The organism is Natronorubrum texcoconense (genome assembly GCF_900100335.1).
Lineage (GTDB): Archaea > Halobacteriota > Halobacteria > Halobacteriales > Natrialbaceae > Natronorubrum > Natronorubrum texcoconense.
Genome location: NZ_FNFE01000001.1, coordinates 235,819 through 258,001, shown reverse-complemented (window position 1 = coordinate 258,001; position 22,183 = coordinate 235,819). Strand labels below are relative to the sequence as shown.

Annotated in this window: 20 protein-coding genes; 10 read left to right on the top strand and 10 right to left on the bottom strand. The window is 63.0% G+C overall.

The window, feature by feature from the left end:
* Window positions 1-46: 46 nt before the first annotated feature.
* Window positions 47-646: a GNAT family N-acetyltransferase gene (locus tag BLT08_RS01145; RefSeq protein ID WP_090302969.1), complete on the bottom strand. Its 600-nt coding sequence runs from the start codon at window positions 644-646 to the stop codon at window positions 47-49.
* A 203-nt stretch (window positions 647-849) separates the two neighbouring features.
* Complete coding sequence (locus BLT08_RS01140) at window positions 850-1,497, bottom strand: hypothetical protein (RefSeq protein ID WP_090302968.1); 648 nt, start codon at window positions 1,495-1,497, stop codon at window positions 850-852.
* 198 nt (window positions 1,498-1,695) lie between these two features.
* On the opposite strand from BLT08_RS01140, the gene BLT08_RS01135 reads away from it, so the two are divergent.
* Together BLT08_RS01135 and speB are read left to right on the top strand one after the other, a co-directional pair.
* The gene (locus tag BLT08_RS01135) at window positions 1,696-2,070 is read left to right on the top strand and encodes a translation initiation factor IF-5A (protein WP_090302967.1); all 375 of its coding nucleotides are present in this window, start codon (window positions 1,696-1,698) and stop codon (window positions 2,068-2,070) included.
* Complete coding sequence (gene speB / locus BLT08_RS01130; protein WP_090302966.1) at window positions 2,070-2,927, top strand: agmatinase; 858 nt, start codon at window positions 2,070-2,072, stop codon at window positions 2,925-2,927. Before BLT08_RS01135 ends, speB begins: the two co-directional genes overlap by 1 nt.
* A 66-nt stretch (window positions 2,928-2,993) precedes the next feature.
* On the opposite strand, the gene BLT08_RS01125 is transcribed toward speB, so the two are convergent.
* The 3 genes from BLT08_RS01125 to BLT08_RS01115 form a co-directional block, all read right to left on the bottom strand.
* Window positions 2,994-3,680, bottom strand: a complete 687-nt coding sequence (locus BLT08_RS01125) for a hypothetical protein (RefSeq protein WP_090302965.1) — start codon at window positions 3,678-3,680, stop codon at window positions 2,994-2,996.
* Between the two features lie 98 nt (window positions 3,681-3,778).
* Window positions 3,779-4,627 (bottom strand): copper transporter family protein, encoded by an 849-nt coding sequence (locus tag BLT08_RS01120; protein WP_090302964.1) that lies wholly within the window; start codon window positions 4,625-4,627, stop codon window positions 3,779-3,781.
* Between the two features lie 136 nt (window positions 4,628-4,763).
* Complete coding sequence (locus tag BLT08_RS01115; RefSeq protein WP_090302963.1) at window positions 4,764-5,681, bottom strand: acetamidase/formamidase family protein; 918 nt, start codon at window positions 5,679-5,681, stop codon at window positions 4,764-4,766.
* Between the two features lie 270 nt (window positions 5,682-5,951).
* Here BLT08_RS01115 and BLT08_RS01110 point away from each other — a divergent pair, with 270 nt between their 5' ends.
* From BLT08_RS01110 to BLT08_RS01090, 4 genes are all read left to right on the top strand, one after another.
* The gene (locus tag BLT08_RS01110; protein WP_090302962.1) at window positions 5,952-8,402 is read left to right on the top strand and encodes a cbb3-type cytochrome c oxidase subunit I; all 2,451 of its coding nucleotides are present in this window, start codon (window positions 5,952-5,954) and stop codon (window positions 8,400-8,402) included.
* Window positions 8,403-8,558: 156 nt separating this feature from the next.
* Entirely contained in the window at window positions 8,559-9,326 is a 768-nt protein-coding gene (locus BLT08_RS01105) for a Nif3-like dinuclear metal center hexameric protein (RefSeq protein ID WP_090302961.1), read from the top strand.
* 554 nt (window positions 9,327-9,880) lie between these two features.
* Window positions 9,881-11,035 (top strand): hypothetical protein, encoded by a 1,155-nt coding sequence (locus BLT08_RS01095; protein ID WP_139171244.1) that lies wholly within the window; start codon window positions 9,881-9,883, stop codon window positions 11,033-11,035.
* Between the two features lie 293 nt (window positions 11,036-11,328).
* On the top strand, window positions 11,329-12,390 hold the full coding sequence (locus BLT08_RS01090; protein ID WP_090303895.1) for a deoxyhypusine synthase: 1,062 nt from the start codon (window positions 11,329-11,331) through the stop codon (window positions 12,388-12,390).
* Between the two features lie 48 nt (window positions 12,391-12,438).
* Here BLT08_RS01090 and BLT08_RS01085 read toward each other — a convergent pair whose 3' ends face one another.
* The 3 genes from BLT08_RS01085 to BLT08_RS01075 all read right to left on the bottom strand — a co-directional run bounded on the left by BLT08_RS01085 (window position 12,439) and on the right by BLT08_RS01075 (window position 14,211).
* Complete coding sequence (locus BLT08_RS01085; RefSeq protein ID WP_090302958.1) at window positions 12,439-12,708, bottom strand: PadR family transcriptional regulator; 270 nt, start codon at window positions 12,706-12,708, stop codon at window positions 12,439-12,441.
* Between the two features lie 321 nt (window positions 12,709-13,029).
* Window positions 13,030-13,416 (bottom strand): pyridoxamine 5'-phosphate oxidase family protein, encoded by a 387-nt coding sequence (locus BLT08_RS01080; protein WP_090302957.1) that lies wholly within the window; start codon window positions 13,414-13,416, stop codon window positions 13,030-13,032.
* A 60-nt stretch (window positions 13,417-13,476) separates the two neighbouring features.
* Complete coding sequence (locus BLT08_RS01075; RefSeq protein ID WP_090302956.1) at window positions 13,477-14,211, bottom strand: glycosyltransferase; 735 nt, start codon at window positions 14,209-14,211, stop codon at window positions 13,477-13,479.
* 354 nt (window positions 14,212-14,565) lie between these two features.
* Between BLT08_RS01075 and BLT08_RS01070 the strand changes: the two genes are divergently transcribed.
* The 3 genes from BLT08_RS01070 (at window position 14,566) to BLT08_RS23265 (ending at window position 19,528) form a co-directional block, all read left to right on the top strand.
* The gene (locus BLT08_RS01070; protein WP_090302955.1) at window positions 14,566-14,769 is read left to right on the top strand and encodes a hypothetical protein; all 204 of its coding nucleotides are present in this window, start codon (window positions 14,566-14,568) and stop codon (window positions 14,767-14,769) included.
* A gap of 483 nt (window positions 14,770-15,252) precedes the next feature.
* Complete coding sequence (locus BLT08_RS01065) at window positions 15,253-17,577, top strand: aminotransferase class III-fold pyridoxal phosphate-dependent enzyme (RefSeq protein WP_090302954.1); 2,325 nt, start codon at window positions 15,253-15,255, stop codon at window positions 17,575-17,577.
* A 604-nt stretch (window positions 17,578-18,181) separates the two neighbouring features.
* The gene (locus BLT08_RS23265) at window positions 18,182-19,528 is read left to right on the top strand and encodes an HU family DNA-binding protein (RefSeq protein ID WP_217636363.1); all 1,347 of its coding nucleotides are present in this window, start codon (window positions 18,182-18,184) and stop codon (window positions 19,526-19,528) included.
* Here BLT08_RS23265 and BLT08_RS22390 read toward each other — a convergent pair.
* The gene (locus tag BLT08_RS22390; protein WP_175529207.1) at window positions 19,450-19,845 is read right to left on the bottom strand and encodes a hypothetical protein; all 396 of its coding nucleotides are present in this window, start codon (window positions 19,843-19,845) and stop codon (window positions 19,450-19,452) included. The genes BLT08_RS23265 and BLT08_RS22390 overlap by 79 nt on opposite strands.
* Window positions 19,846-20,472: 627 nt before the next feature.
* Here BLT08_RS22390 and BLT08_RS01045 point away from each other — a divergent pair.
* Window positions 20,473-21,174 carry a DUF2270 domain-containing protein gene (locus tag BLT08_RS01045; RefSeq protein WP_090303894.1) on the top strand — a complete coding sequence of 234 codons (702 nt, stop codon included), beginning with the start codon at window positions 20,473-20,475 and terminating at the stop codon, window positions 21,172-21,174.
* A 118-nt stretch (window positions 21,175-21,292) separates the two neighbouring features.
* Here the strand turns inward: BLT08_RS01045 and BLT08_RS01040 are convergent, their stop codons facing one another.
* Window positions 21,293-22,084: an aldo/keto reductase gene (locus BLT08_RS01040; protein ID WP_090302950.1), complete on the bottom strand. Its 792-nt coding sequence runs from the start codon at window positions 22,082-22,084 to the stop codon at window positions 21,293-21,295.
* Between the last annotated feature and the right edge of the window lie 99 nt (window positions 22,085-22,183).

Sequence of the window (22,183 nt, the reverse complement as noted above, 5' to 3'; positions counted from 1 at the left end):
GTGCTTCGGATCCCTCCTCGCTCGTCGGCAGCCGATCCGGTGATTCTCACTCCTGTGGCGTGCGCACCATCGGAATGAGCGGCGGCATCGCACCCTCCTGGATCACGCCGAGTATCTCGAACCCGTGCCGGACGTAAAGCGAAATATTCAGGGGGTTGCTCGATTCGAGGTACGCGAGTTCGCCCTCCCGATCGCACGTCTCGAGTGCGTGCTCCATCAGCGCCGATCCGTACCCCCGGCGCTGTTGGGTGGGGCCGACGCCGATCAGCGGCAGGTGCCAGTACGGCTCGGTGGGATGGTACGTCTCGAGTTGTTCCATGACTGAGAAGGCGTGGGCTAGGCGCTCTTCGGGCAGGGCATCCTGAAACAGCGCGACCAACGCGTCTTCGTCCGGATGCACACCTGGCGGAAGCCAGAGCGCAGCCGCCGCGAAATCGTGCAGGGTGTGGGCGGTCCCGCGTTCGAACGCCTTGCCGCCGTAGATCCGGGCGAACTCCGGGAAGTGTTCCATGTAGTCGTTCGGCGACGGATAGAACCAGCGCATCATCGGATCCGAACCGAACGCCAGCACGAGGGTATTGATGACCTGTTGCTCTTCGGCCTTCGTCGCCGTCTCGACCGCCGCGGATTCGTGAATCGTCGACATCTGTGGACCACTTTCCGAGCGTTCGTCGCTCCGGGAGACAGGTGTCTCACCGCCGACGCCGAAGAACACTCACAACCGTTACGCGCCGGGGTGTGTTAACTCTTGACATACCTCGTGGTTCGGGTTTGCATCCGTCGCCGACCGATGGAGACGCAGTCGTAGCGGGTCGACCGAGTAGTAGTATTCGTCGCAAACACCCCCAGTCAGTGACGGTCGGCCGACGACCGACAGTCGTCCCACAGGGCGGTCGGACTGTCGTCGTCTCGGTCGGCACGCTCGACGTCGCGTCGGAGTTCGAACGCGCCGTAGCGCTCGTCTTCGAGCAGTCGAGCGGCCAGTTCCGGCGCGACGGAGACGCGGCGACACTCTCCCGCGACGATCAACCCGCCGGGACCGAAGGTGAACTCGACGTCGTAGCGGTGGACGCGTTCGTCGCGCGCTTCGAGTTCGGGGTGGATCGCCTCGAGCACGTCTGCGACGTACTCCAAGATGATCTTCATCCCCGGCGCGTCGGTGGTCTCGAGGTCGACGCGAACGATCGGGACGAGCATCGCTCGATCGTCCTCGTCCGTCGACCCGCCACCTTCGCCCGCCGATCCGTCACCTTCGCCCGCCGGCCCGCTGCGACTCTCGGCATCCGCATCGACGACGGCGATTCGGCGGACGGCCGGCGAGCGCTCGAGGTGGGAGCCGGTTCCCGGACCCAACGCCTCGGCCAGTCGGTCGTCGAGGGCGTCCGCGAGTTCGGACCGGGCGTGGCGACGCCTGCGGTGTCGAACGACCATGGCGATGCTGAGACCGGAGAGGAACGCGGCGACGACACCGAGGACGGCGACGAGGCTGCCTGGCATCAGTCGTGCCTTCGTCGGCCGGTTAGTAGAGATTTCGCTCGAGAGCCACTGGCTGCAAACGGTTCCACTCGGTGCTGTCCCCGAAGATCTACCCCCAGTACACCGGCCGCACCGGACGGTTCGGACGTGTTAGCACACTGAAGTCGGCCCAGCGTCCATTCCAAACGGTTTATGGCCGTCGGTTGATTACGCCGGGATATGGCGAAACAGCAGACCGAAGTTCGCGAACTCCAGGAAGGAAGTTACGTCATGATCGACGACGCAGCCTGCAAAATCAACGCCTACTCGACCGCCAAGCCGGGTAAACACGGCAGTGCGAAGGCTCGAGTCGAAGCCGCAGGCGTCTTCGACGGCAAGAAGCGCTCGCTCTCCCAGCCCGTCGACGCGAAGATCTGGGTCCCGATCATCGAACGGAAGAACGGACAGGTCGTCTCCGTCGACGGCGACGACATGCAGGTCATGGACCTCGAGACGTACGAAACGCTCACGATGCGCATCCCCGAGGACGTCGACGTCTCCCCCGACGAGAACATCGAGTACCTCGAGATGGAAGACCAGCGAAAGATCGTCTGATGTTTCCCGGGGCGACCGACGGACGCGAGGATTCCGACGCGCGAGGGCGAGAACCCGACCGTGTTGGCGCGAACTTCGTGGTCGTCGGTGCGCCCCTGGACGTCTCGACGACCTTTCAGCCGGGGACCCGGTTCGGTCCCCGACGCATTCGGACTTTTGCGGAGCCGTTCGACGACTACGACCACCGGACGGACCAGCACTTTTCCGACCTCGGCGTCGAAGACCGCGGCGACGTTCGCGCCTGGGACGATGCCGAAGCGTATCTCGAGTACCTCGAGGGAACCCTGCGCGATATCGTCTGGGACGACGCCGTCCCATTGCTGTTGGGCGGCGAACACACCGTCTCGCTCGCGGGCGTCCGCGCGGTCGAACCTGAGGTTGTGGTCTGTCTCGACGCCCACCTCGACCTCTACGAGGCGTACGACGGGAACGAACTGTCCCACGCCGCCGTGATGCGGCGAATCCTCGAAGTCGAGTCCGTCGAGGAAATCGTCCTCCTCGGGATCCGAACGGGCAGCGAGGCGGAGTGGGACCGTGCGAGCGAGGACGACGTGACCGTCGTCCCGCCGGAGGACGTCGCGGACCGGTCGTTCGGCGACAGACTCGAGGACCGTGACGTCTACCTCAGCGTCGATATCGACGCCGCCGACCCCGCCTATGCGCCGGGGACGGGAACGACGGAGCCGTTCGGGCTCGAGCCGCGCGAGATACGCGATATCGTCCGCGAAGTGGCTCCCCACGCGGGCGGGTTCGACGTCGTGGAGGTCAACGACCGCGACGACGGCCAGGCCGCGTCGCTCGCCGGAAAACTGGTTCGAGAGTTCGTCTTCTCGAAGGCGGCCGCTACCGGTGAGTGAGTCGCCGTCGGTAGTTCCCAACCATCGCTAAAGCGATGGGCACACCCGTTCTCGAGTGTCGGCGCCTCAAAACAGCGACAGCGACGTCTCCCGTTCGACGGTGGTGTATCCCTGTGCAGCGAGCACGTCGGCGTAGTACCGGTTGGTGAGCCCGCCCTGTACGAGATAGCGCAGCCCGAACCGCCTGTTCGGTTCGCCCTCGATTTCGACGGACGTCTCGTCGCCACGGTCTCGAATCGTGATCGTGTACGTCCCCCACGAACGGTCGTTCGCGGTCGTCGTGATTTCGAGCGTCGAGGCGCTATCGTCCCCGTTCGAGTCGTCCGTGCCGGGCGAATCGGACGAGCGGAGGGCGCTCTCCACCGTCACCGTCGCAGACTGCAAGCCGAAGGCGTACGAGAAGTCGTAGACGCCGCCGTCTGCAGTCGGGCGAACGTCGTCGGCGAGCCCCCACTGGAAGGCGAGCATTGGTGGCGTGGCACCGTCGAAATCAGCGACGACAGCGTCGATATCCGCGTCGGTGACCACTCGCGTCGTCGTCGTTCGGGAAAGAACCGGTACACGGGCAAGCACAAGGAGACCGATCGCGGCGAGGAGGCCGACGAGGAACGGAAGCGAAACGATCGCAACGAAGGCGACGAGTGCGACGGCCACAGCAGCGGCAATGCTACAGAGTCGTTCGACGCGGTGATATCGTCGGACGACGGCGACGACGGCGTCGCGATCGGCTCGTCTGTCGGTCGAGGAGGACACGCGTTCGACTCGCTCGAGATGTCAATTAATGCTACCGATCGAGGACCTGTCGTGACCGAAAGGAAGAACAGGCGGAGATGCCGTACGGCGGAAAGGGCTCAAAACAGCGACGGGAGCCACAGTCCGAGTGCGATCAATACGACCGCGTGAACGGCGTGACGAATCGCCGTCGATCGATATTTCGAGCCGCGTTCGCCGAGCTCGCTGGCCACCACGGTCGGCGTCGTTTCGGTAGCGGGTTCCAGCACGGGACCGTCTCGCGTCTCCCGGACGGTCCCCTCGATCGAGAGTTCGTCGCCGTTTCCGACGACGAACGCCTGGTATCGATCGGGCGTTACCGAGTTCCCGCCGACGCTGAATCCGAGTTCCGGATCGCCGAAGAGCCCGCGATCGCCGATCAACCGCAGTCGCTCGAGGGCCTTCGTCACCGGATCCGGTTCGCCGAGTCGAACGTCGGCCGTCGGATCACCCAGATCGAGGGCTGGATCATCAAACGGGTCGTACGGCTTGTTCGGGCCCTCCGATTCAGGCGCGAGTGCGTCCTCGTCGAACCGGACGTATCGCCCCTCGTGTCGGACATCGAACTCGCCGACAGCCAGTCCGCCCTCGGCGGTCTCGGTCGTGGACGAACCGCGACGGCCGGGCGAACTCGAGTGACGACGGATCCGCCACGCGAACAGCGCCGACCGGTGGTCGACGGCGGACACCGCTTCGGGCGGTTCGCGTTCGGGCGTCGCCGACTCGAGGACCGAGACCGGTCCGGAGACGATCGTCGCATCCCCGCTGGCTCGTTCACGATCGAGGGTCGCCGCTGCACCGCGGATCGATCTGTACCGCCTGAACGCCTTGAACGCCTGATAGAGGGACGCAGCTCCGAACAACACGAGCAGAAGATAGACGAACGTCGGATCGAACGAGACGTCGAACGAGACACCGATCGAATCCATACGCCAACCTGACAGCGAGATAGGGTAATTGTTGTGTTATTCGCGTCGGAACACGGGCTCGTCACGGATGTTCCGGCGACGATTTCGAAGCGGCATTGAAAACGTACCGATCGCCCAAGAGACAGATACGAGGCGGTTAGAACGGCGACGACAGGTGCGCCTTCGGCACCGCGTTTCGCACCGTCACCAGCGGGTCAACCACCTGACTGATCTCGAGACCACCCACCAGACTCGAGAACAGGTAGGCGTCGGTCGTGTCGAAACCGTGTTCCGCAGCGAGCAACTCGATCGCGTCCCGGTTCGCGAGTTCGCAGGCCGCCTCGAGCGTCTCGGCGCTCGCGATGGTCTTCCAGGCGTCGTCCGTCTCGACCAGCGGGCGCTCGAGGTCGATATCGACCGCGTCGCCGTCGATCACCTCGAGCGTGACGTCGATCTCCGTGGCGATTTCGGCGCCGGTGCCGCACATCTCGCCGTCGGCCATCGCGGCCTTGCAGTCGCCCATCGCGAGCATCGCGCCCTCCTGAAAGACGGGGAAGTAGGCGATGCTACCCGCCGTCATATCGGTCGTATCGAGGTTGCCGCCGTGGTCGTGAGGCACGAGCGTCGTATACGACTCCGACTCGGGTGCGACGCCGATCGTGCCGATGACGGGGTCGATCGGGACCTCGAGGTCGTCGAACGCGAGCGTCTCGCCGTCCGCCGAAACCGGTGTCATCCGCGTCCGCGGGGCCTCGATATCCGCGTCGCCGTCGAGCAGGCCGAAGCCGTCGATGGTGATCACGCGGCCGTGTTCCTCGGCGATTCGGATCTCCTCGATCTCGACGCGGAGCACGTCGCCGGGTTGGGCACCCTCGAGTGCGATCGGTCCCGTTGCAGCGTTGACCTCCTCCGGGACCGACTCGATCACGTCCGATTCGGTCTGCACCGCGCCGTCCAAGCTATCTCTCGTTTCGATCGTCAGTTCAGCGCCCGAGTCGACCGTAGCGAGCGCCTCGAGATCGGGCGTGAACTCGTAGATCGCGCCGTCCTCGTGGGAAACCGTTTCGCGTGACATATCGTCTGTATCTGCGCGCAGGACGGTAAATCGTCGCCTCGAGGAAGTTGAAGGGACCTCGTCCCCTGCGACCGTGTCCTTGCACATGCGTCACACACATTCATACGGGGCTTGGGTGTGGAACGTTTCGACTATGGGCTTCCTGGTTCGTCGGTCCCCGAGGTGGCTGCCGCATCGAAGCGTTCAGCGACGACGGTCGCGCCGATCACACAGCGAACGTCGCGGAGACCGGACCGAAGAATCGAGCGGGCTTGCTCGAGGGGTGTCCCGATGAGCGACCTGCCCCCGATGACGTCCGTCAAGCGCTGGTTCGTCACGACGAATCACAAGGACGTCGGCCTCCTCTATCTGGCGACATCCCTGTTTTTCCTCCTGCTGGGCGGCGTTCTCGCACTGATATTCCGCATCCACCTGTGGGCGCCGGGCGGAACGGGGCTGCTGACCGGAAGCGAGTACAATCAGTCCGTCTCGACTCACGGATTGCTGATGGTCTTCTGGTTCCTTTCCCCGATCGCGACCGGGTTCGCGAACTACTTCGTCCCGCTGCAGATCGGGGCGAAGGATCTCGCGTTCCCGCGGCTAAACGCGCTGAGCTACTGGTTCTACCTCTTTTCGGGGCTGCTGTTCGTGTTGTCGTTCTTTCAGGGGCGATCGTACGCGGGCGGCTGGACGATGTACGCGCCGCTGAACGTCCCGATGTACACGCCGGCGATGGAGGCGACGACCGGCGGTAACGCGGCGATCCTCGCGCTGATCCTGTTCGTCTTCTCGATCACGATCGGGACCGTTAACTTCCTCACGACGATTCATCGGTCGCGTGCGGAGGGGCTGGGCCTCTGGAACATGCCGCTGTTTACCTGGTCGTGGCTGCTGACGGTCTGGATGATGCTGTTCGCGTTCGCCGCGCTGCTCGCCGCCCTCCTGTTGCAGGCGAGCGATCGAATCCTCCTCACGCAGTATATGGCGACCGATCAGGGCTCGAGTCTGCTGTGGGCGCACCTGTTCTGGTTCTTCGGGCATCCGGAGGTGTACATCGTCTTCTTCCCCGCGCTGGGGATCATGTTCGAGACGTTTCAGACCTTCTGTGGTCGCCGGCTCGTCGGCCGAAAGTGGGTCATCATCTCGATGGTGCTCGTGGCCGTTCAGTCCTTCCTGGTCTGGATGCACCACATGTTCCTGACGACCATCAACCTCGAGGTGAAGACGCTGTTCATGGCGACGACCATCGGGATCTCGCTGCCGTTCGACCTGATGGTCTTCGCGTTGATCTACACGATGATCAAAGGGCGAATCCGGTTTACGACCCCGTTTCTCTTCTCGCTGGGTGCGCTCGTCCTCTTTATCCTCGGCGGCATCACGGGCGTCTTCCTCGGCGCGGTCGTGCTGGACTACGAGTTCCGCGGCACCTACTGGGTCGTCGCGCACTTTCACTACGTGATGGTTTCGGGGGTTACCGCGTTGATCGCCGGCCTCTACTACTGGTGGCCGAAGCTCTCCGGGAAGATGTACTCCGAGACGCTCGGGAAGCTCAACTTCGCGGTCTACTTCATCGGCTTTAATTTGCTCTACTTCCCGATGTTCCTCGCCTGGGAGACGCCGCGGCGCGTCTTCGATTACGGCGAGGGGATGCAGTTCTACCACCAGCTGGCGACCGTCGGGGCGTTCGTCCTCGGCGCGTCGTTCCTGATCATGTTCTACACGTTCGCGAAGAGCTGGATCTCGGGCCCCGATGCGCCTGACAACCCGTGGGAGTTCTCCCGCACTGCCGAGTGGGCGATCCCCTCTCCCCCGCCGCTCGAGAACTGGAGCGGCCGGCCGAGCTACGCCAGCGGCCGACTCGAGTTCGTCGACGACACGTCGGCGACGACCGACGGCGGCGTGGTGACCGAGGAGGCGAGTCAGGTCGAACACGCGGATCACGCGAGCATCTGGCCGCTCGGGATCGGACTCGGGGCGTTCGTGTTCTTCCTCGGGCTCTCGGGGCTGACGCCGTACGTACTCGAGTTCGCCCAGGCGCGCGGGCTCGAGGACGCCAGCACCGCCGCCGAGCCGACCGTGCTGTATCCGATTTTCACCGTACTCGGCGTGGCGATTCTCGCGTTCACGCTCTTCGAGTACGGACGCGAGGAGTTCAATGCCCCCGAGATGGCCATCGCCGAGCGCTGGCCGTTCGAGGGCGTCGGCAACACGAAACTCGGCGTCTGGTTCTTCCTGGCGTCCGACGTCGTCGTCTTCGGCGCCGTGATCGGTTCGTACATCTTCATGCGCCTGCACATGGGCTGGAACAACTGGGTGACCGTGCCGTTTGCCGCCTGGCCCGGCCTGCTCAACACCTACATCCTGCTCACCTCGAGTTTCACGGTCGTCCTCGCGCTCGCCTTCGCCGAGCGCCAGCACAAGCAGGGGCTGCTCGGCGCCCTGAGCGCGACACTGCTGCTCGGACTGACGTTCATGGGCGTCAAAGCGTACGAGTACAACGTGAAGTTCGCCGACGGCGAGTACTGGTGGTACGGGCTCGAGTACACGATCTACTACGTCACGACGGGGTTACACGCCCTGCACGTGCTCCTCGGCCTGCTCATCGCCGTCTTCATGCTCTACCGGATCGCGAGCGTCGACGCCTATCTCGAGGATACTCGACCGGTCGAGTTCTTCGGGCTCTACTGGCACTTCGTCGACATCGTCTGGGTGTTCCTGTTCCCGCTGTTCTACCTGATGTAGGGAGCGGCTCTCGTCGCGGCCGTCGTCGCTCACTCGATTCGATCGCGCTCGCTCGCTGCGCCGGCTCGATACGGCCAACTCGTCGTAGAACCAGTCGAATACGGACTCGACGCGGAACCAGTCGAATACAAGGACCTCGCCGGACAACCTCGGGGCATGGAGCTCGCGACGTTCGTCGACCGTCTCGACGAGGAACTGCGCACCGACGACTACGCCGACCTCGACGCCAGCGCGAACGGGCTGCAGGTCGGCCCCGACGCCGGCGAGGTCGAACACGTCGCCTTCGCCGTCGACGGCGTGCAAGCGACGTTCGAGCGCGCGGTCGAGGCCGACGCTGACGCGCTCGTCACCCATCACGGCCTCTCGTGGGGCGGCTTCGACCGGGTAACCGGGCGAACGTACGACCGGATCGAACCCCTGATCGCGAACGACCTCGCGCTGTACGTCTCGCACCTCCCGCTGGACGGCCACCAGGAACTGGGCAACGCCGCCGGCGTCGCCGACGTGCTCGACCTCGAGGACCGCGCCCCCTTCGGAGAGCTCGGGCCGGAGTACATCGGCCAGCGCGGTACCGCATCCGAGTCCTACACGGTCGACGAACTCCGCGAACGGCTGCAGTCGAGCCTCGAGACCGGCGGTCGACCCGTCCCGGCGCTCGAGTTCGGCCCCGACGAGATCGAGGAGATCGCGATCGTCACCGGCAGCGGCACCGACTGGCTGGACGAAGCCGAAGCGGCCGGCGCGGACGCGCTGATTACGGGCGAGGGGAAACAGAAGGCCTACCACGAAGCTCGAGAGGCCGGTATCCACGTCTTCCTCGCGGGTCACTACGCCACCGAGACGTTCGGCGTCCGCGCGCTGCAGGAACTGGTCGAAAGGTGGGGCCTCGAGACGAGTTACTTCGAGGAACCGACCGGACTGTAGCCGGTTCGCTCACCGCGATCACCCCCCGTAGTCGAATCGTATGCAGCAGAAACGACCGTGTTCGAACGATACGGTGCGCTTACGCACCGTCCTGGCCTCGCCGACGAGCAGTCCCTCGACTCAGTGGCCAGTAAACGATCGCACCCGTCGAATCGCGGCCTCAGCCGAACAACGCGACCGACGTTTTATCGCTCCGGAGTCGATTCGCCGACCGTCGTAGACCGTTGGTTGCCGCTCGTTTCCGGGCGCGAGCCGTGGCTGACACGCTCCCGATCGCTCAGTACCGACAACGATTTTTCCGAACTCGATATCTCGAAGCACCTCGTGTAATCAGGTTGAGGGTAGTGAGGGAATTCCGCCCGATATCGTCAGGGGGATCGGCGTTCTACCCTATTCCATACGTTGTAATTTGGTCAACAATTTCTCGTCGAATACAATCAGAGATAGCTGTAAATCAGTTCGGGACGATAGTCCTCGAGTAACAATACTTCGGGAGGGAAGAGACTCGATCGAGCTCGACGGTCACGGAGATTAGTCCGTCGAGAAGACCAACGATGACAAAGTTCAATTCACTTTCACGACGCGAGAGTTTGCTCGGTATCGGCGCTGCGGGAACGGTACTCGGCGGGAGCGCGCTTGGTATCTCGAGCGTGATGGCCGGCGACGATTCGGACGACAAGGCGGACGATAAGAACGCGGCCGACACCGACCCGAAGACGGGCGCGTTCGAACTGGATCTCGTCTGCTTCGAGAAAGGCAACGCGAAGCTCAGCGTCTACAACGAGACCAAGGAGGCCGCGAAGGTCAACTGGACGGTCGACAACGGTGCCCACGGCGGGGTCGGCAATGGTGACGCAAACGGCGACGAGCAAGGAGCCGACGAGGACTTCGACCCCGACGGCGAAACGATCGAAGACGGTGAGGAGGTCGACGAGGACGACAACGGCGACGACGACAATGGCCACGACGACGATGGCTACGATAACGGCGACGACACTGGCTACGACAACGGCGACGACGCCGAGTACGGTCTCGAAGGGAAGCTGACGGTCCCGGAGAAAGACTCGGAAACGTTCTGGGTCGGCACCGTCACGAAAGACTCGACGGTCACGGTCTACGCGGACGGCAAGAAGGTCGCCAGCGCGGACGTCGAGAAACTCGAGTGCGAGACGAAAGGCATCGCGGAGAAACTCGACCTCGAGGCCGTCTGTTACCGGACGCGCAAGGACGACGCCGGCTACAACGGTGGTGATACCGACACGAACGGCGAGAACGGCGACCCCAACGGCGAAGAGGAGGCAGCCGACGAGGACTTCGATCCCGACGGCGAGACCATCGAAGACGGCGAAGAAGTCGACGAGGACGATAACGGCGACAACGGTGATGACGACAACGGCCACGACGACGACGGCTACGACAACGGCGAGGACGCAGCCGACGAGGACGACGACGCCGACAAACGGACGATCCGAGAGGCGAAGTTCCGCGTCACGAACGACACGAAGCACGAAGTAAAAGCGAACTGGACCGTCGACGGCGACGGACAGGGCGGCAAACTCTACCCCGACGGCAAGGGCTCGGAGAGCTTCTGGGTCACCGTCCTCGAGGGACAGAAGACGTACGTCACGATCGCCCACGACGGAAAGGAGGTCGCGACCGAGAAGGCCGATACGGAGACGGAATGTACCGATTGCAATGGTGACTACTGAATCCGATTGCTAACCGAGCACACAGCGGGGATCGCCGACCGTCGAACGGTGGTCCACTCGCGCCGTAACGCACGAGAGACGTCGCTTCACTTTTTGTCGATGCAGGCGCGGCGAGATAGTACCAACTGCAACGGGTTACACACTGATCGCCGACCTGCCTGGCGATCAGGTGTGCACTGACTTGCAGTGGCTACGATAGTGCCATCTCCGCCGACCGGTCTGTATGATTGGTTCCGATCCGAGACGCGCACCGAATCGCGGCGTTCAAACCGCTGGCCGGCCGACTCGAGAATATGAGCAACGACCACGCAGACGATCCAGCGGACGGGGACGACGGACATCACGACCCAGAGCGCGAGACGTTTTCGCACGATCCGATCGGCCACGCCGAGGCGCGCGCCGGAATGACGGTCGGCGAACTCGCCGACGAGTACGGGAGCGCCGGCGTCGGGGCAGCCGATCTCCACGAGGCCGTCGCCATCACCGAGTCGATGTTCGACGACGACGTGACCGTCTTCTTCTCGCTCGCGGGCGCGATGGTCCCCACGGGAATGCGCCGGATCGTCGCCGACCTCATCCGCGAGGGCCACATCGACGTCCTCGTGACGACCGGCGCGAACCTCACCCACGACGCCATCGAGGCGATCGGCGGCAAACACCACCACGGACAGGTCCACGCCGAGGGGAAGACGGAGCGCGAACACGACGAGACGCTGCGCGACGAGGGCGTCGATCGGATCTACAACGTCTACCTCCCACAGGAGTTCTTCGCCGACTTCGAAAGCCACCTTCGCGAAGAGGTGTTTCCGGTGCTCGAGGCTGAGTGCGAATCTGAGGGGGCAGTTTCGATCCAGCGTCTCACCGAAGAGTTGGGGCGAGCCAACGCCGAGGTGAACGAGCGGGACGGTGTCGACGAAGCCCCCGGTATCGCCGCCGCGGCCTACGAGAGCGACGTCCCGATTTACTGTCCTGCCGTCCAAGACTCCGTGCTCGGCCTGCAGGCCTGGATGTACTCCCAGACTGGCCCGTTCTCGCTCGACGCGCTTTCGGACATGACGCCGCTCACCGACATCGCGTTCGACGCCGACGAGGCCGGCGCGTTCGTCGTCGGCGGCGGCGTCCCCAAGAACTTCACCCTCCAGACGATGCTCGTCACACCAGGGGCCTACGACTACGGCGTGCAGTTGACGATGGACCCCAAACAGACCGGCGGGCTCTCCGGCGCGACGCTCGACGAGGCCCGGTCGTGGGGAAAACTCGAGAAAGACGCCGAGAACGTCTCGGTTTACGCGGACGCGACGATCACGCTGCCGCTCGTGGTCGCGGCCGCGCTCGAACGACTCGAGACGCAGTAGTGGGCGGCGACGCTGGACGTGCAGTCGGGACGACGGACGAGCTACCGGTTAGATGTACTGTTGTATCCACCGCTGACGGTCGTCGATCGACCGGCTCCCCTTCTCGGAAATTTCGTAGTAGTTCGTTCGCCTGTCGTGCTGGCCTTTGTCGACCAGTTCCTTGTTCACGAGCGTGTCGAGATTCGGATACAACCGACCGTGGTTGATGTCTGCGCTATAGTAGGCTTCTATCTCGGATTTTACATCTTGACCAGACGGCTGGTCGGCGCCGGCGATCACGTACAGGAGGTCTCGTTGGAATCCAGTCAGGTCGTCCATTGTCTGTTACTCGACTAATCACAGAACGAACGTAGTAATCGTAATCCAGCACATACGGGACAATAGATCACGGTACAAGACCTGTTAGGGTCGGTTACAGTCCGTATCCTCTCCCTACTACGTTCGAACGCGGCGGTTCGAGGGCGAAAGTGGCAGCGGGTTGAGACTGGCGCTCACGGGGCGATTCGATTTCGATCGGTCTCGCCGGCCATCGCACCGACTCTCGGCTGACGAACAGCACGGGCCACTGTACGTAGCCTGACGGTCCGGATCAGCAACGGTTCGACCGATACCGATCGCGAGGCGAGACGAACGGGACCGTCAGTACGTCTGGTAACTCGCCGAACCCACGTCGATTCGGACGAGCGTGTTCTCGGCGTAGGCTTCGGATTCCGCGCCGTACTTTTCGTTGATCCGCCTGCGTGCGTCGGTCGCTTCGTCCTCGTCGTCGACGACCGTCGCCGTGCCGAGCAGCGTCACCATCCAGCGCGTCTGTCCCGCGTCGTCAGCCTGCACGGAGAGGGCGACGCGAGGATTCTCGCGAACGTTCGACAGTTTCCGACCCGTCGTCACGATCTCGACGGCGTCATCCTCGGCGTAGCGGTACCAGACGGGGGCGACGTGTGGCCGATCGTCGACGCTGGTCCCGAGGTGGGCCATCAGCGGCTCGCTCTCGAGCAGTCGTTCGGCCTCTGGGGGAATCGTCACGGAGGGTCCTCCGACGGCGACAACAAAAAAACGGTGGCCCTGTGGGTGCCGAAATGTCGATTACGGCGTGAACCCGCTGCGTCTCGACTGCCGAATTCGTGCGACATCCAGCGTCGCGTAGTGCCAGAGCGTGCCGGTCAGGCCGTCCGCGGCGATCCGGCGGCCGGAACTCTCGACCAGCACCTCGGGACAGTAGCCCGTCGGATACCGGCGGGCGAGCCGCCGGCTGAACGCGGTATCCTCGTTCGGAACCTCCGGGAAGCCGCCCAACTCGTCGAACGCGCGCCGATGGATGACGTAATTGAAACCGGGGAGGATGGGGTACTCGAGTCGCGGGAAGACGTGGTTGATCGTCACCTCCATCAGCCTCGCGCGTCGCGGGCCGGTGATCCGACAGAAGGAGCTGCCGGCTGCAAGCCCGTTCGCTTCGAGGTAGCCGAGCAGTTCGGTGAGGTAGTTCGCCCGGAGTTCGGTGTCGGCGTCGACGAACGCAAGCCACTCACCGCGTGCGGCGGCCGCACCCAGATTCCTGGCGCGAGCGATGCCCGAGTCGGGGGCCTCGAGCACGGTCGCATCGTACGCTCGAGCGATCGCTTGCGTATCGTCCGTCGAGCCGCCGTCGACGACGAACACCTCGTAGCCGTAGCTCGTGTCCAGCGCCGCGATGCTCGAGAGTGCGGCCCGGAGGTAGTCGGCCTCGTTTCGCGTCGGGATCACGAAGCTCACGTCCGGCCGAGCGGGTCTCGGAGGGTCATCGATCGCTGCGTCCGTTTCGGAATCGTCGTCACCACCCATCGAAGCGTCTACTCGAGTGCTCTCACCCGTACCGCCTTAATTTGTGAGCGCGCACCCGAGCGCTCGCGGGGCTTCCTCGACTCTCGGGACGGGATGGCTCGCATCTCCGGTTCGCCACCGTGGCCGTCACGTCAGCCGGATCGCCGTCTCGAGTCGACTGTGTTAGTTGCTACCTTAGCACTTACTTTCGCGCGGGTTTCGGTGGGAGGATTATCTATCATGAACTTTTATAATGGAGGAGCCTGTAGGGGTGAGTACAGATGTCGGTCGTACACGTAGTAGCGTAAACTCGCCCCTTCTCTCCGACGAGTCCCCAGCATCGTATTCCGACGACACAAAATCCATCCGACCGACATGAGCACACAACACTTGCAGACCCAGACCGAACGACAGCCCGACCGAACCACAACTCGAGCGACCCCCGCCGAAACGACGACCCCCACGACGGACCCGCGGACGGCCACCGACCGCGCCCCGCAGACGTTCTCGAATCAGAATCGGGCGCGACTCGAGAACCTGATCGACGAGTTCAACACCGCGTTCGCGGGCGGCTCGTAGCAACTTCGTTGGTATTTGATCCCGCTCGAGTAATCCAAACCGTCTTTTGAGAGAGTGCGCTATGCTCGAGTGGCCGATGACGAGTCACTCGCTCCGAGCCGGACTCGGCACCCGGCGGTGACGAGCCCTATGAGTGCCGAGGCCTCATTCTACTACTTGATTCTGTACGGTTGGTCGAGAACGGTCGGAACCCTCGCCCTGCTGGTGACCGATACAAAATGCATGCAATGGCTAACTCATAACGAGAGTGGCTGTACTCCAGTAGTGCTTGGGTCGATGCCTCTGTGACTCGGCGAGCAGGAGTCGATTCGTCGATAGCGTTCGCTGAGCCACGTCCCACCGACGACGGAGCCGTTGCAGGTTGGCGCCGATGAGACGGGCAGCAGCGACATCTCGAGGACACTGGATGTTCTGCTGCACAAAATGTTTAACAGCCCACTCGGAGCAGTCGATGTATGAACTCCGTCCGAAAGGTGGCGTGAGATGATCGACGAAATACGCGGGTCCGAACCGATCGTGACCGACCCGCCGCCAATCGATGCCACCGGAGCGTCGACGGTCGCCGATCGTGCCTTCGGGGTATCCGGAACGGCGACGAAACTGGGCGGTGAGCGGGATCAGAACTTCCGTATCGACGCGGATAGCGGAGACGCCTTCGTCCTCAAAATAGTCAATTCAGCGGACGACCGCGGCGTGATCGACCTCCGAACGCAGGCAATTGAGCACGTACACCGGGCCGACCTCGACCTGCCGGTAATGGAGACCATTCCGACGACTGATGGAGAGCCGTGGACCACACTCATCGAGGACGGCGACAGCTACTTTGTGCAACTGTACTCGTTCGTTCCGGGGCGGACCCCCTCGCCCGGGGAGCTCTCGCGCGACGCGCTATTCGCGTACGGCGAGTCCGTCGCAACGATGGGGAAGGCGCTACGGGGCTTTTTCCACCCGGACGCGAGGTACGACGTACTCTGGGATCTTCGGTACGCCTCCGATTTCCACGCGATGCTCGACCAGATCGACGACGAGCAGCGACGCGCCACCGCCGAACGCGTTCTCGACCGTTTCGAAGCGAACGTAGACCCGGTCTTTGATTCGCTCCGGGCGCAGGTCGTGCACAACGACCTCGGGCTGAACAACGTGCTGTTCGACGACGACAACCGAGTGAGCGGGATCACGGACTTCGGTGACCTCACCTACACGGCACTCGTCTGCGACCTCGCCGTCGTGCTCGCGAACGTACTGCCTCGCCGGGACGACCCGCTGTCGGCGGCCCAGTCCATTGTCAGGGGATACGTGACCGTTACGCCGCTCGAGGAGGACGAACTTCGGCTGCTGCCCGATCTCGTGTTGGCACGACTCGCCGTCAGGGGGATCATGCACGTACGGGAAGGCGCGAATTACGAACACAACACCACCGACGTCGCCGAAGTGTGGGATTCGTTGATCGCGCTCGATGAAACCGGTCCGGATGTGATGCGGCAACTGCTGCAAGCCGCCGCCCTGGAAGGAGACGTTCCGTACCAGCGGACCGATACGTCCGACCTGCTCTCGCGTCGCCGCGAGGTTCTCGGGCCGGCACCGCTTTTTTACCGTGATCCCGTACACTTCGCCGCTGGCGACGGTGTCTGGCTGTTCGATCAGGACGGTCGCCGCTACCTCGACGCGTACAACAACGTACAGGTCCTCGGCCACGGAAACCCCGACGTCGCGGCGGCCGTTGCCGGACAAACTCGGACGTTGACGACGAACACGCGGTACTTACACGAATCAGTGACCACGCTTTCCGAACGACTGTTGGAGACGATGCCCGACGAGCTCGACCGGGTGTTGTTAGTCAACTCGGGGAGCGAGGCGAACGATATCGCCTGGCGACTGGCGACCGCTGCGACGGGACGCGACGGGGCGATCGTCGCTGATCACGCGTACCACGGCATTACGGAATCGACAGCGTCGCTGTCGCCGAAGTACTGGTCGGACGGCACCCAGCCGGCTCACGTCGAAACTGTCGCACCGCCAGTCCGGCGGTCGAGTCACCACTGGAGCGAAACGACCGAACGTTCAGAACCGATGATCGGTGCGCTGGATGCGCTCGAAAACCGAAACGTGGGGCCCGCTGCGTTCATCTTCGATCCGTTGTTTACGAGCACCGGGATTTTTCCTCCAGACGGCGAGCACCTGACCGAGATGACCGATCACGTGCGCGAGGCGGACGGCGTAATCATCGCCGACGAGGTACAGTCAGGGTTCGGCCGAACCGCTTCGAACACGTGGGGATTTCAGGAGGCAGACATCGTTCCGGACATCGTCACGATGGGCAAACCGATGGGGAACGGATACCCCGTTGCTGCCGTCGTGACGCGATCTGAGATCCTGTCGACGCTCCGTGATGGCTCCGGCATATTCAGCACGTTCGGCGGAAATCCGGTGTCATCTGCCGCGGCCCTCACAGTCCTCGACGTTCTCGAAGACGAACAGTTGCTGGAACAGGCCGGCGAAGTTGGCGAGCATCTCCATTCCGGTCTGGCGAAGTTGGCTACGGAGTACGAACGTATCGGCGAGATTCGACGGAGCGGACTCATGGTCGGTGTGGAACTCGTCTCCGATCGAGAGACGTGGACGCCAGCGACTGACGAAGCGGTGGAAATCGTCAATCGGCTTCGGCAACGTCGGATCCTCGTCGGGACGTCCGGGAGGCACGACAACGTGTTGAAGATCCGCCCGCCGCTCGTGTTCGAGAACGAACACGCAGACCGCCTTCTATATGGGCTCGACGACGTACTTGCCAGTCTGGGCGACGATGTGTAGTGGTGAGATCGCTTCGTTCTCTCCGATTTATTTGGAGAAATCCTCTCCCGAAGCGCTCGATCTCCCGTATGAGATGCCACAAACATCGGCAGAGATCGGCCTTGTTCTGGCTGCGATGAAGAGAACTGTAGTTGCCGGTGTGGACGTAATGGGGACAGGCTTCCGGTCCATTTTGATCGACAGGAATTGGGTTTATGTTCGAACTACGAAGTGTACTTTCGAAGAGATCTGATCTATCGCTCCGTTGTTTGGAGTGACGAGATCGATGTCGAAAGGCTTCCTGAAGCGTTTCCACACGTAATTCACTCGTAACGGTCTATGCTCGAACTGAAACGCTAATTACAGATACTGTTAAGTTCTAGAGTATCATAAATAAGTTGATAATATGAGTGCACACAGTCGTCGAGGAAGCGATGGACCGATACCGAGGCGAGAGTTGCTCGCCGCGGCTGGAGCGGTAGGACTGATCAGTCTGGGCGGATGTGTCGACGACATCCGGGGTCGGGTTGAGGACGAAGCAGTCGGGAGACTCGTCTCGACGACGACGGTGAGCCCGTCGTTTTTCTACGCCGGTGGAGCAAATCGAACGGGAGAGCGCCAGCAAGTGGAAACGAAGTACACCCAAGAGTACGTGCCCATCGCCGCTAGCGGTGAGCTCGAGGGCGCCTCCAGAACGGTCGATCTCGACGGCATCTACATGGATTCGAAGATGATGGCACAGGATTACAACAGCGTCCGGTCGAACAAGCGGAGATCCCAAATCGACGTCGGCGACGAAGACGACGAGTTCGACGAGGACACGATCGATCAACTCTACGAGTATCTCGACGATGAGCCGACAGTCTCCCAGCGGTTCGTCGTCGTCGTTCCAGACGCCAGCGTGACTGGCCGTGAAGAGTCACTCGCGGACGTGATCACACCGGGGATTCTACTCGACCACCTCTCCGCCGAGGCGTCCCGTCTCGATAGCGACGGCAGCGTATACGCGTGGGGCCGGGCGAAGGCGGGGACCGACGATGGGAACGTATACTGCTGGGGCGGTAATTCCTGGGAAGCCACTGAGGCGGGCGACGACAACGACGTCGTCTGTCGGTCGACACACCTCGCGATCGACACCGACGGCAGCGGTCGGGGTATCGCCGTCGAACGCACGGGAGAGAGCGTCGTCGTCTGTACGATCCCCAGCGATGAAAACGAACCATCGTGGCGGTCCGTCCCGGACCACCGCGACCGTGACAGCGACGCCGATGGATCGGCGACGCTCCCGTCAACCTGGGGCGAGGAGACGAGCAGTGGTGGGACTGCGATGAGTTCCTGTCTCGTCGGTGCGGTCACGGTCCAGCCCGATGGCTGTCCCTGCCCGATGCCGGCGCTGTTTCACGCCCGGCGTATCCGTCACGACAACCAGTTGCTCTACGTCGGTGGCTGGATCATCGACGACGCCGCACTCTACGTAAACAGTGTGACGATGCTGGTCGCCGACGGCCCGAACGATATCGTCGATATCGAACACGGAGACGACTACGCAGCGATGCGACGGGCGGCGGAGTCAGGATTCACTCGCGAACGAGGCGGATTCGGTTCAGTCTGCTACGACGGCGAATTCGACCGCGAATCACTCGCCTACCTCCCTCCAGCATTCCACGAGGGAGATGGGCCACAGCAGCTCGCGTCGATCAGCAAACGTTCGGCGCGCACCGGCCGGAACCCCCAGACGGGGAAGGAGATACAGGAGACCGACGACGAGCACCAACACCACCAGGAGCGGATGCGGTTCCCACTCGTCGACGGTGATGGTGACGGTGAGAATATGCGGTGTCTGGTGGGAGCACTCGACTGTCCAATCGTCCGCGTTGATGCAGCCGAGCCCTGTCATAACAGCTGCTGTTGCCCTTCGCGGGACTGTGAGTGTAACTGGATTCCAGCGCAAAACGAACTGCCCCCACGGTGAGCGAGCACTGGAAAGAGGTTTCCGTGTACCGCATCGATACCGTTCTCCGTCCGCTCTTTTTGAATCTCGAGCACGTCGGAATCGAACATATCGCCCGCTTCGTCCATCACCTGCTCGTTGAGCCAGTTTCCCTGTAAGAGTAACAACGGCTCCTCTCGGTCGACGTTGTGCTCGGCGAGTGCGTCGTAGAACGCCGGTGGATGGAGGGTGTACGTTCGGATCACGTTCGCGTTCATCGCCGAAATCTGTCTCAGCCAGCGACTGTACTCGGATTTCGTGATCGCCGCCTCCCCGGGAAAGCGACCCGGTTTCGCCATGCCGAGATTCACGCCTCGAGTGCGGATATCCGTCCACTCCCCGCCGTCTCGCCTCGTTTGGAACCGGTCGCCGGTGACGTTGGTTTCGATGTTCTGTGGCGGTGGCGGCGGTTGAACCGAGGCACAGCTAGAGATCACTGTTCAGCCTGCTACTGCCCCCGTTGCTTCGAGAAACCGACGTCTGCCACTCAACTGTAGATCGTATCAGGAGATTACAGCAACTTACTATTGGTCCCTTGTCACGTCTGGGAGGAGGAACGATCGTTGCTATTGTTCTCTTAACACGTTCGGTAGACGGAATGACCGTGTGCGTGAAACGGACGAACTCCCGACCCCTGTCGAGAACGGGACTGGCGTCGAGTGCGCTCTCGTCTCCGTCCATCGCTCCGGTTGTCGATCCACACTATCAGTCGGTAGGGAACGGTCTCACGCTCTGTGGCGACCCATCGAACACGACGACGAGAGCCGTGTGAACTCCGTATCCACGAGGCGTCCCGCAGGATCCGGTCGGCACGAGAACAGACGCCCCTCCGGGACTCGACAGTCCCCCTCGAACAGCCGTCCGTACTCACAGTGCAACCGCTCGAGTATTTCCGCCCAGCGGTCGTCTATCACACGTGGTTCCAGATGGACGACGACACCGATACGGAGACTGACGCCAACGTGGGCGAGACGATAGGGCGGGACGTCTCCGAACTGAGCACCGCTCTCGGCGATGCCTACCGCGGTGAACTGGATCGCGAGACCACCTGGCGCTCGCGGCTCGATCAGACGACGACCTGGAGCGTGACGGTGATGGCCGCGATCCTCACCTGGGCGTTCTCGAGTCCCGACAACCCACACTATATCATCCTCGTCGGCGTCCTGGTCGCGACGCTGTTCTTGCTCATCGAGGCCCGGCGGTATCGAGATTACGACGTCTACCGCTCGCGAGTGAGGCTCTTTCAGCAGAACTTGCTCGTGACGACCCTCGATCCGGCGCAGGAAGTCGAGCACGGTGACTGGCGCGAGAAACTCGCCGCGGACTATCGCGACCCGACGATGAAAATCACGCTGCTCGAGGCGGTCGAACACCGACTCCGACGCATCTACCTCGCGCTGATCAGCGTTCTGTTGCTCGCCTGGCTCTTTCGTATCACCGCGTTCATGCCCGAGACGCCGTTTCTCGAGGCGGCGTCGATCGGGACGCTGCCGGGCACGGTCGTCCTCGCTATCGTCGGCAGCTTCTATCTCGGGCTCCTCGGTATCCTCCTCCGACGGGACGAACGCGAAGCGAAGGGTGAGTTCGAGGACGAAGCGATCGGCGAGTGGAAGGACTCGAGCGACTGAGGACCAGCAGTGGGGTGCTCGATGTCGATCGGCTGCTCGTTGATTTACTGCCTCGAGCCGACTCGGATTCGGCGTTCGGCGAGGCCGACCAGAGAGACCACCGGCCGGGAGAGCCCACTCACTCCGGAAACAGCTCTTCCTCCCGCTCGAGGGCGTCGATCCGGCCGATGTCCTCTGATTCGAGTTCTAATTCGACCGCCTCGAGATTCGCGGCCAGATGAGATCGACTGCTCGCTTTCGGAATCGTCACGACGCCCTCTTTCGCAACCAGCCACGCGATCGCGACCGCTTCGGGCGTCGTCTCGTGTTTCGCCGCGACCGAAGCGACCGCCTCGACGTCGCGAACGCGGCCGCCCGAAAGCGGCGCGTACCCGACCAGCGGGGAGCCGTGCTCGCGGGCCTGCTCGAGCAACTCTTCGGACTGGAACAGCGGATGGTACTCGGCCTGGTGGGCCGCAATCGGTGAATCGAGGATCCCTCGCGCCCGCTCGAGTTCGTCCACCGTGAAGTTGCTCACCCCGACGTGACCGACGAGTCCGTCGGCGACGAGGTCGTCGAAGGCGGGCAGGGTGGTCTCGGGATCGTAGGTGTCGATCGGCCGGTGGACGTAGAGGAGGTCGACGGTCTCGAGACCCAGTCGCTCGAGGCTCTCGCAGGTCGTCCGGCGAACGTCCTCGGGCGCGAGGCTGTCGGCCCAGACTTTCGTCGCGACGGTGACGTCGTCTCGGTCGACGACGTTCGACTCGAGCGCGCGGGCGAGCCCCTCGCCGACGACGGCCTCATTCTCGTAGATCTGTGCGGTGTCGAGGTGGCGGTAGCCCAGTTCGAGCGCCGTCTCGATCACCGCGGGGTCGTCGATTCCCATGGTTCCGAGGCCGACTGACGGGAGCTCGAGTGGTGGCGCGTCCATACACCCGTTCGTGTCCGAACGCACAAGAATCGGTTGGGGAGTTCTCGGGCTCGAGTCCACTCACCAACCGGGAGTGTCCGTGCCGGTCCAGATCGTCGA

Excerpts from the sequence above, each read along its gene's own strand:
- BLT08_RS22390 (WP_175529207.1), bottom strand. The coding sequence starts at position 19,845 with ATGGCGAAACCGGGTCGCTTTCCCGGGGAGGCGGCGATCACGAAATCC.
- BLT08_RS01075 (WP_090302956.1), bottom strand. The coding sequence starts at position 14,211 with ATGGGTGGTGACGACGATTCCGAAACGGACGCAGCGATCGATGACCCT.
- BLT08_RS01085 (WP_090302958.1), bottom strand. The coding sequence starts at position 12,708 with ATGGACGACCTGACTGGATTCCAACGAGACCTCCTGTACGTGATCGCC.
- BLT08_RS01095 (WP_139171244.1), top strand. The coding sequence starts at position 9,881 with ATGACAAAGTTCAATTCACTTTCACGACGCGAGAGTTTGCTCGGTATC.
- speB (WP_090302966.1), top strand. The coding sequence starts at position 2,070 with ATGTTTCCCGGGGCGACCGACGGACGCGAGGATTCCGACGCGCGAGGG.
- BLT08_RS01045 (WP_090303894.1), top strand. The coding sequence starts at position 20,473 with ATGGACGACGACACCGATACGGAGACTGACGCCAACGTGGGCGAGACG.
- BLT08_RS01090 (WP_090303895.1), top strand. The coding sequence starts at position 11,329 with ATGAGCAACGACCACGCAGACGATCCAGCGGACGGGGACGACGGACAT.
- BLT08_RS01115 (WP_090302963.1), bottom strand. The coding sequence starts at position 5,681 with ATGTCACGCGAAACGGTTTCCCACGAGGACGGCGCGATCTACGAGTTC.
- BLT08_RS01065 (WP_090302954.1), top strand. The coding sequence starts at position 15,253 with ATGATCGACGAAATACGCGGGTCCGAACCGATCGTGACCGACCCGCCG.
- BLT08_RS01040 (WP_090302950.1), bottom strand. The coding sequence starts at position 22,084 with ATGGACGCGCCACCACTCGAGCTCCCGTCAGTCGGCCTCGGAACCATG.
- BLT08_RS01135 (WP_090302967.1), top strand. The coding sequence starts at position 1,696 with ATGGCGAAACAGCAGACCGAAGTTCGCGAACTCCAGGAAGGAAGTTAC.
- BLT08_RS01105 (WP_090302961.1), top strand. The coding sequence starts at position 8,559 with ATGGAGCTCGCGACGTTCGTCGACCGTCTCGACGAGGAACTGCGCACC.
- BLT08_RS01140 (WP_090302968.1), bottom strand. The coding sequence starts at position 1,497 with ATGCCAGGCAGCCTCGTCGCCGTCCTCGGTGTCGTCGCCGCGTTCCTC.
- BLT08_RS01110 (WP_090302962.1), top strand. The coding sequence starts at position 5,952 with ATGAGCGACCTGCCCCCGATGACGTCCGTCAAGCGCTGGTTCGTCACG.
- BLT08_RS01120 (WP_090302964.1), bottom strand. The coding sequence starts at position 4,627 with ATGGATTCGATCGGTGTCTCGTTCGACGTCTCGTTCGATCCGACGTTC.
- BLT08_RS01070 (WP_090302955.1), top strand. The coding sequence starts at position 14,566 with ATGAGCACACAACACTTGCAGACCCAGACCGAACGACAGCCCGACCGA.
- BLT08_RS01145 (WP_090302969.1), bottom strand. The coding sequence starts at position 646 with ATGTCGACGATTCACGAATCCGCGGCGGTCGAGACGGCGACGAAGGCC.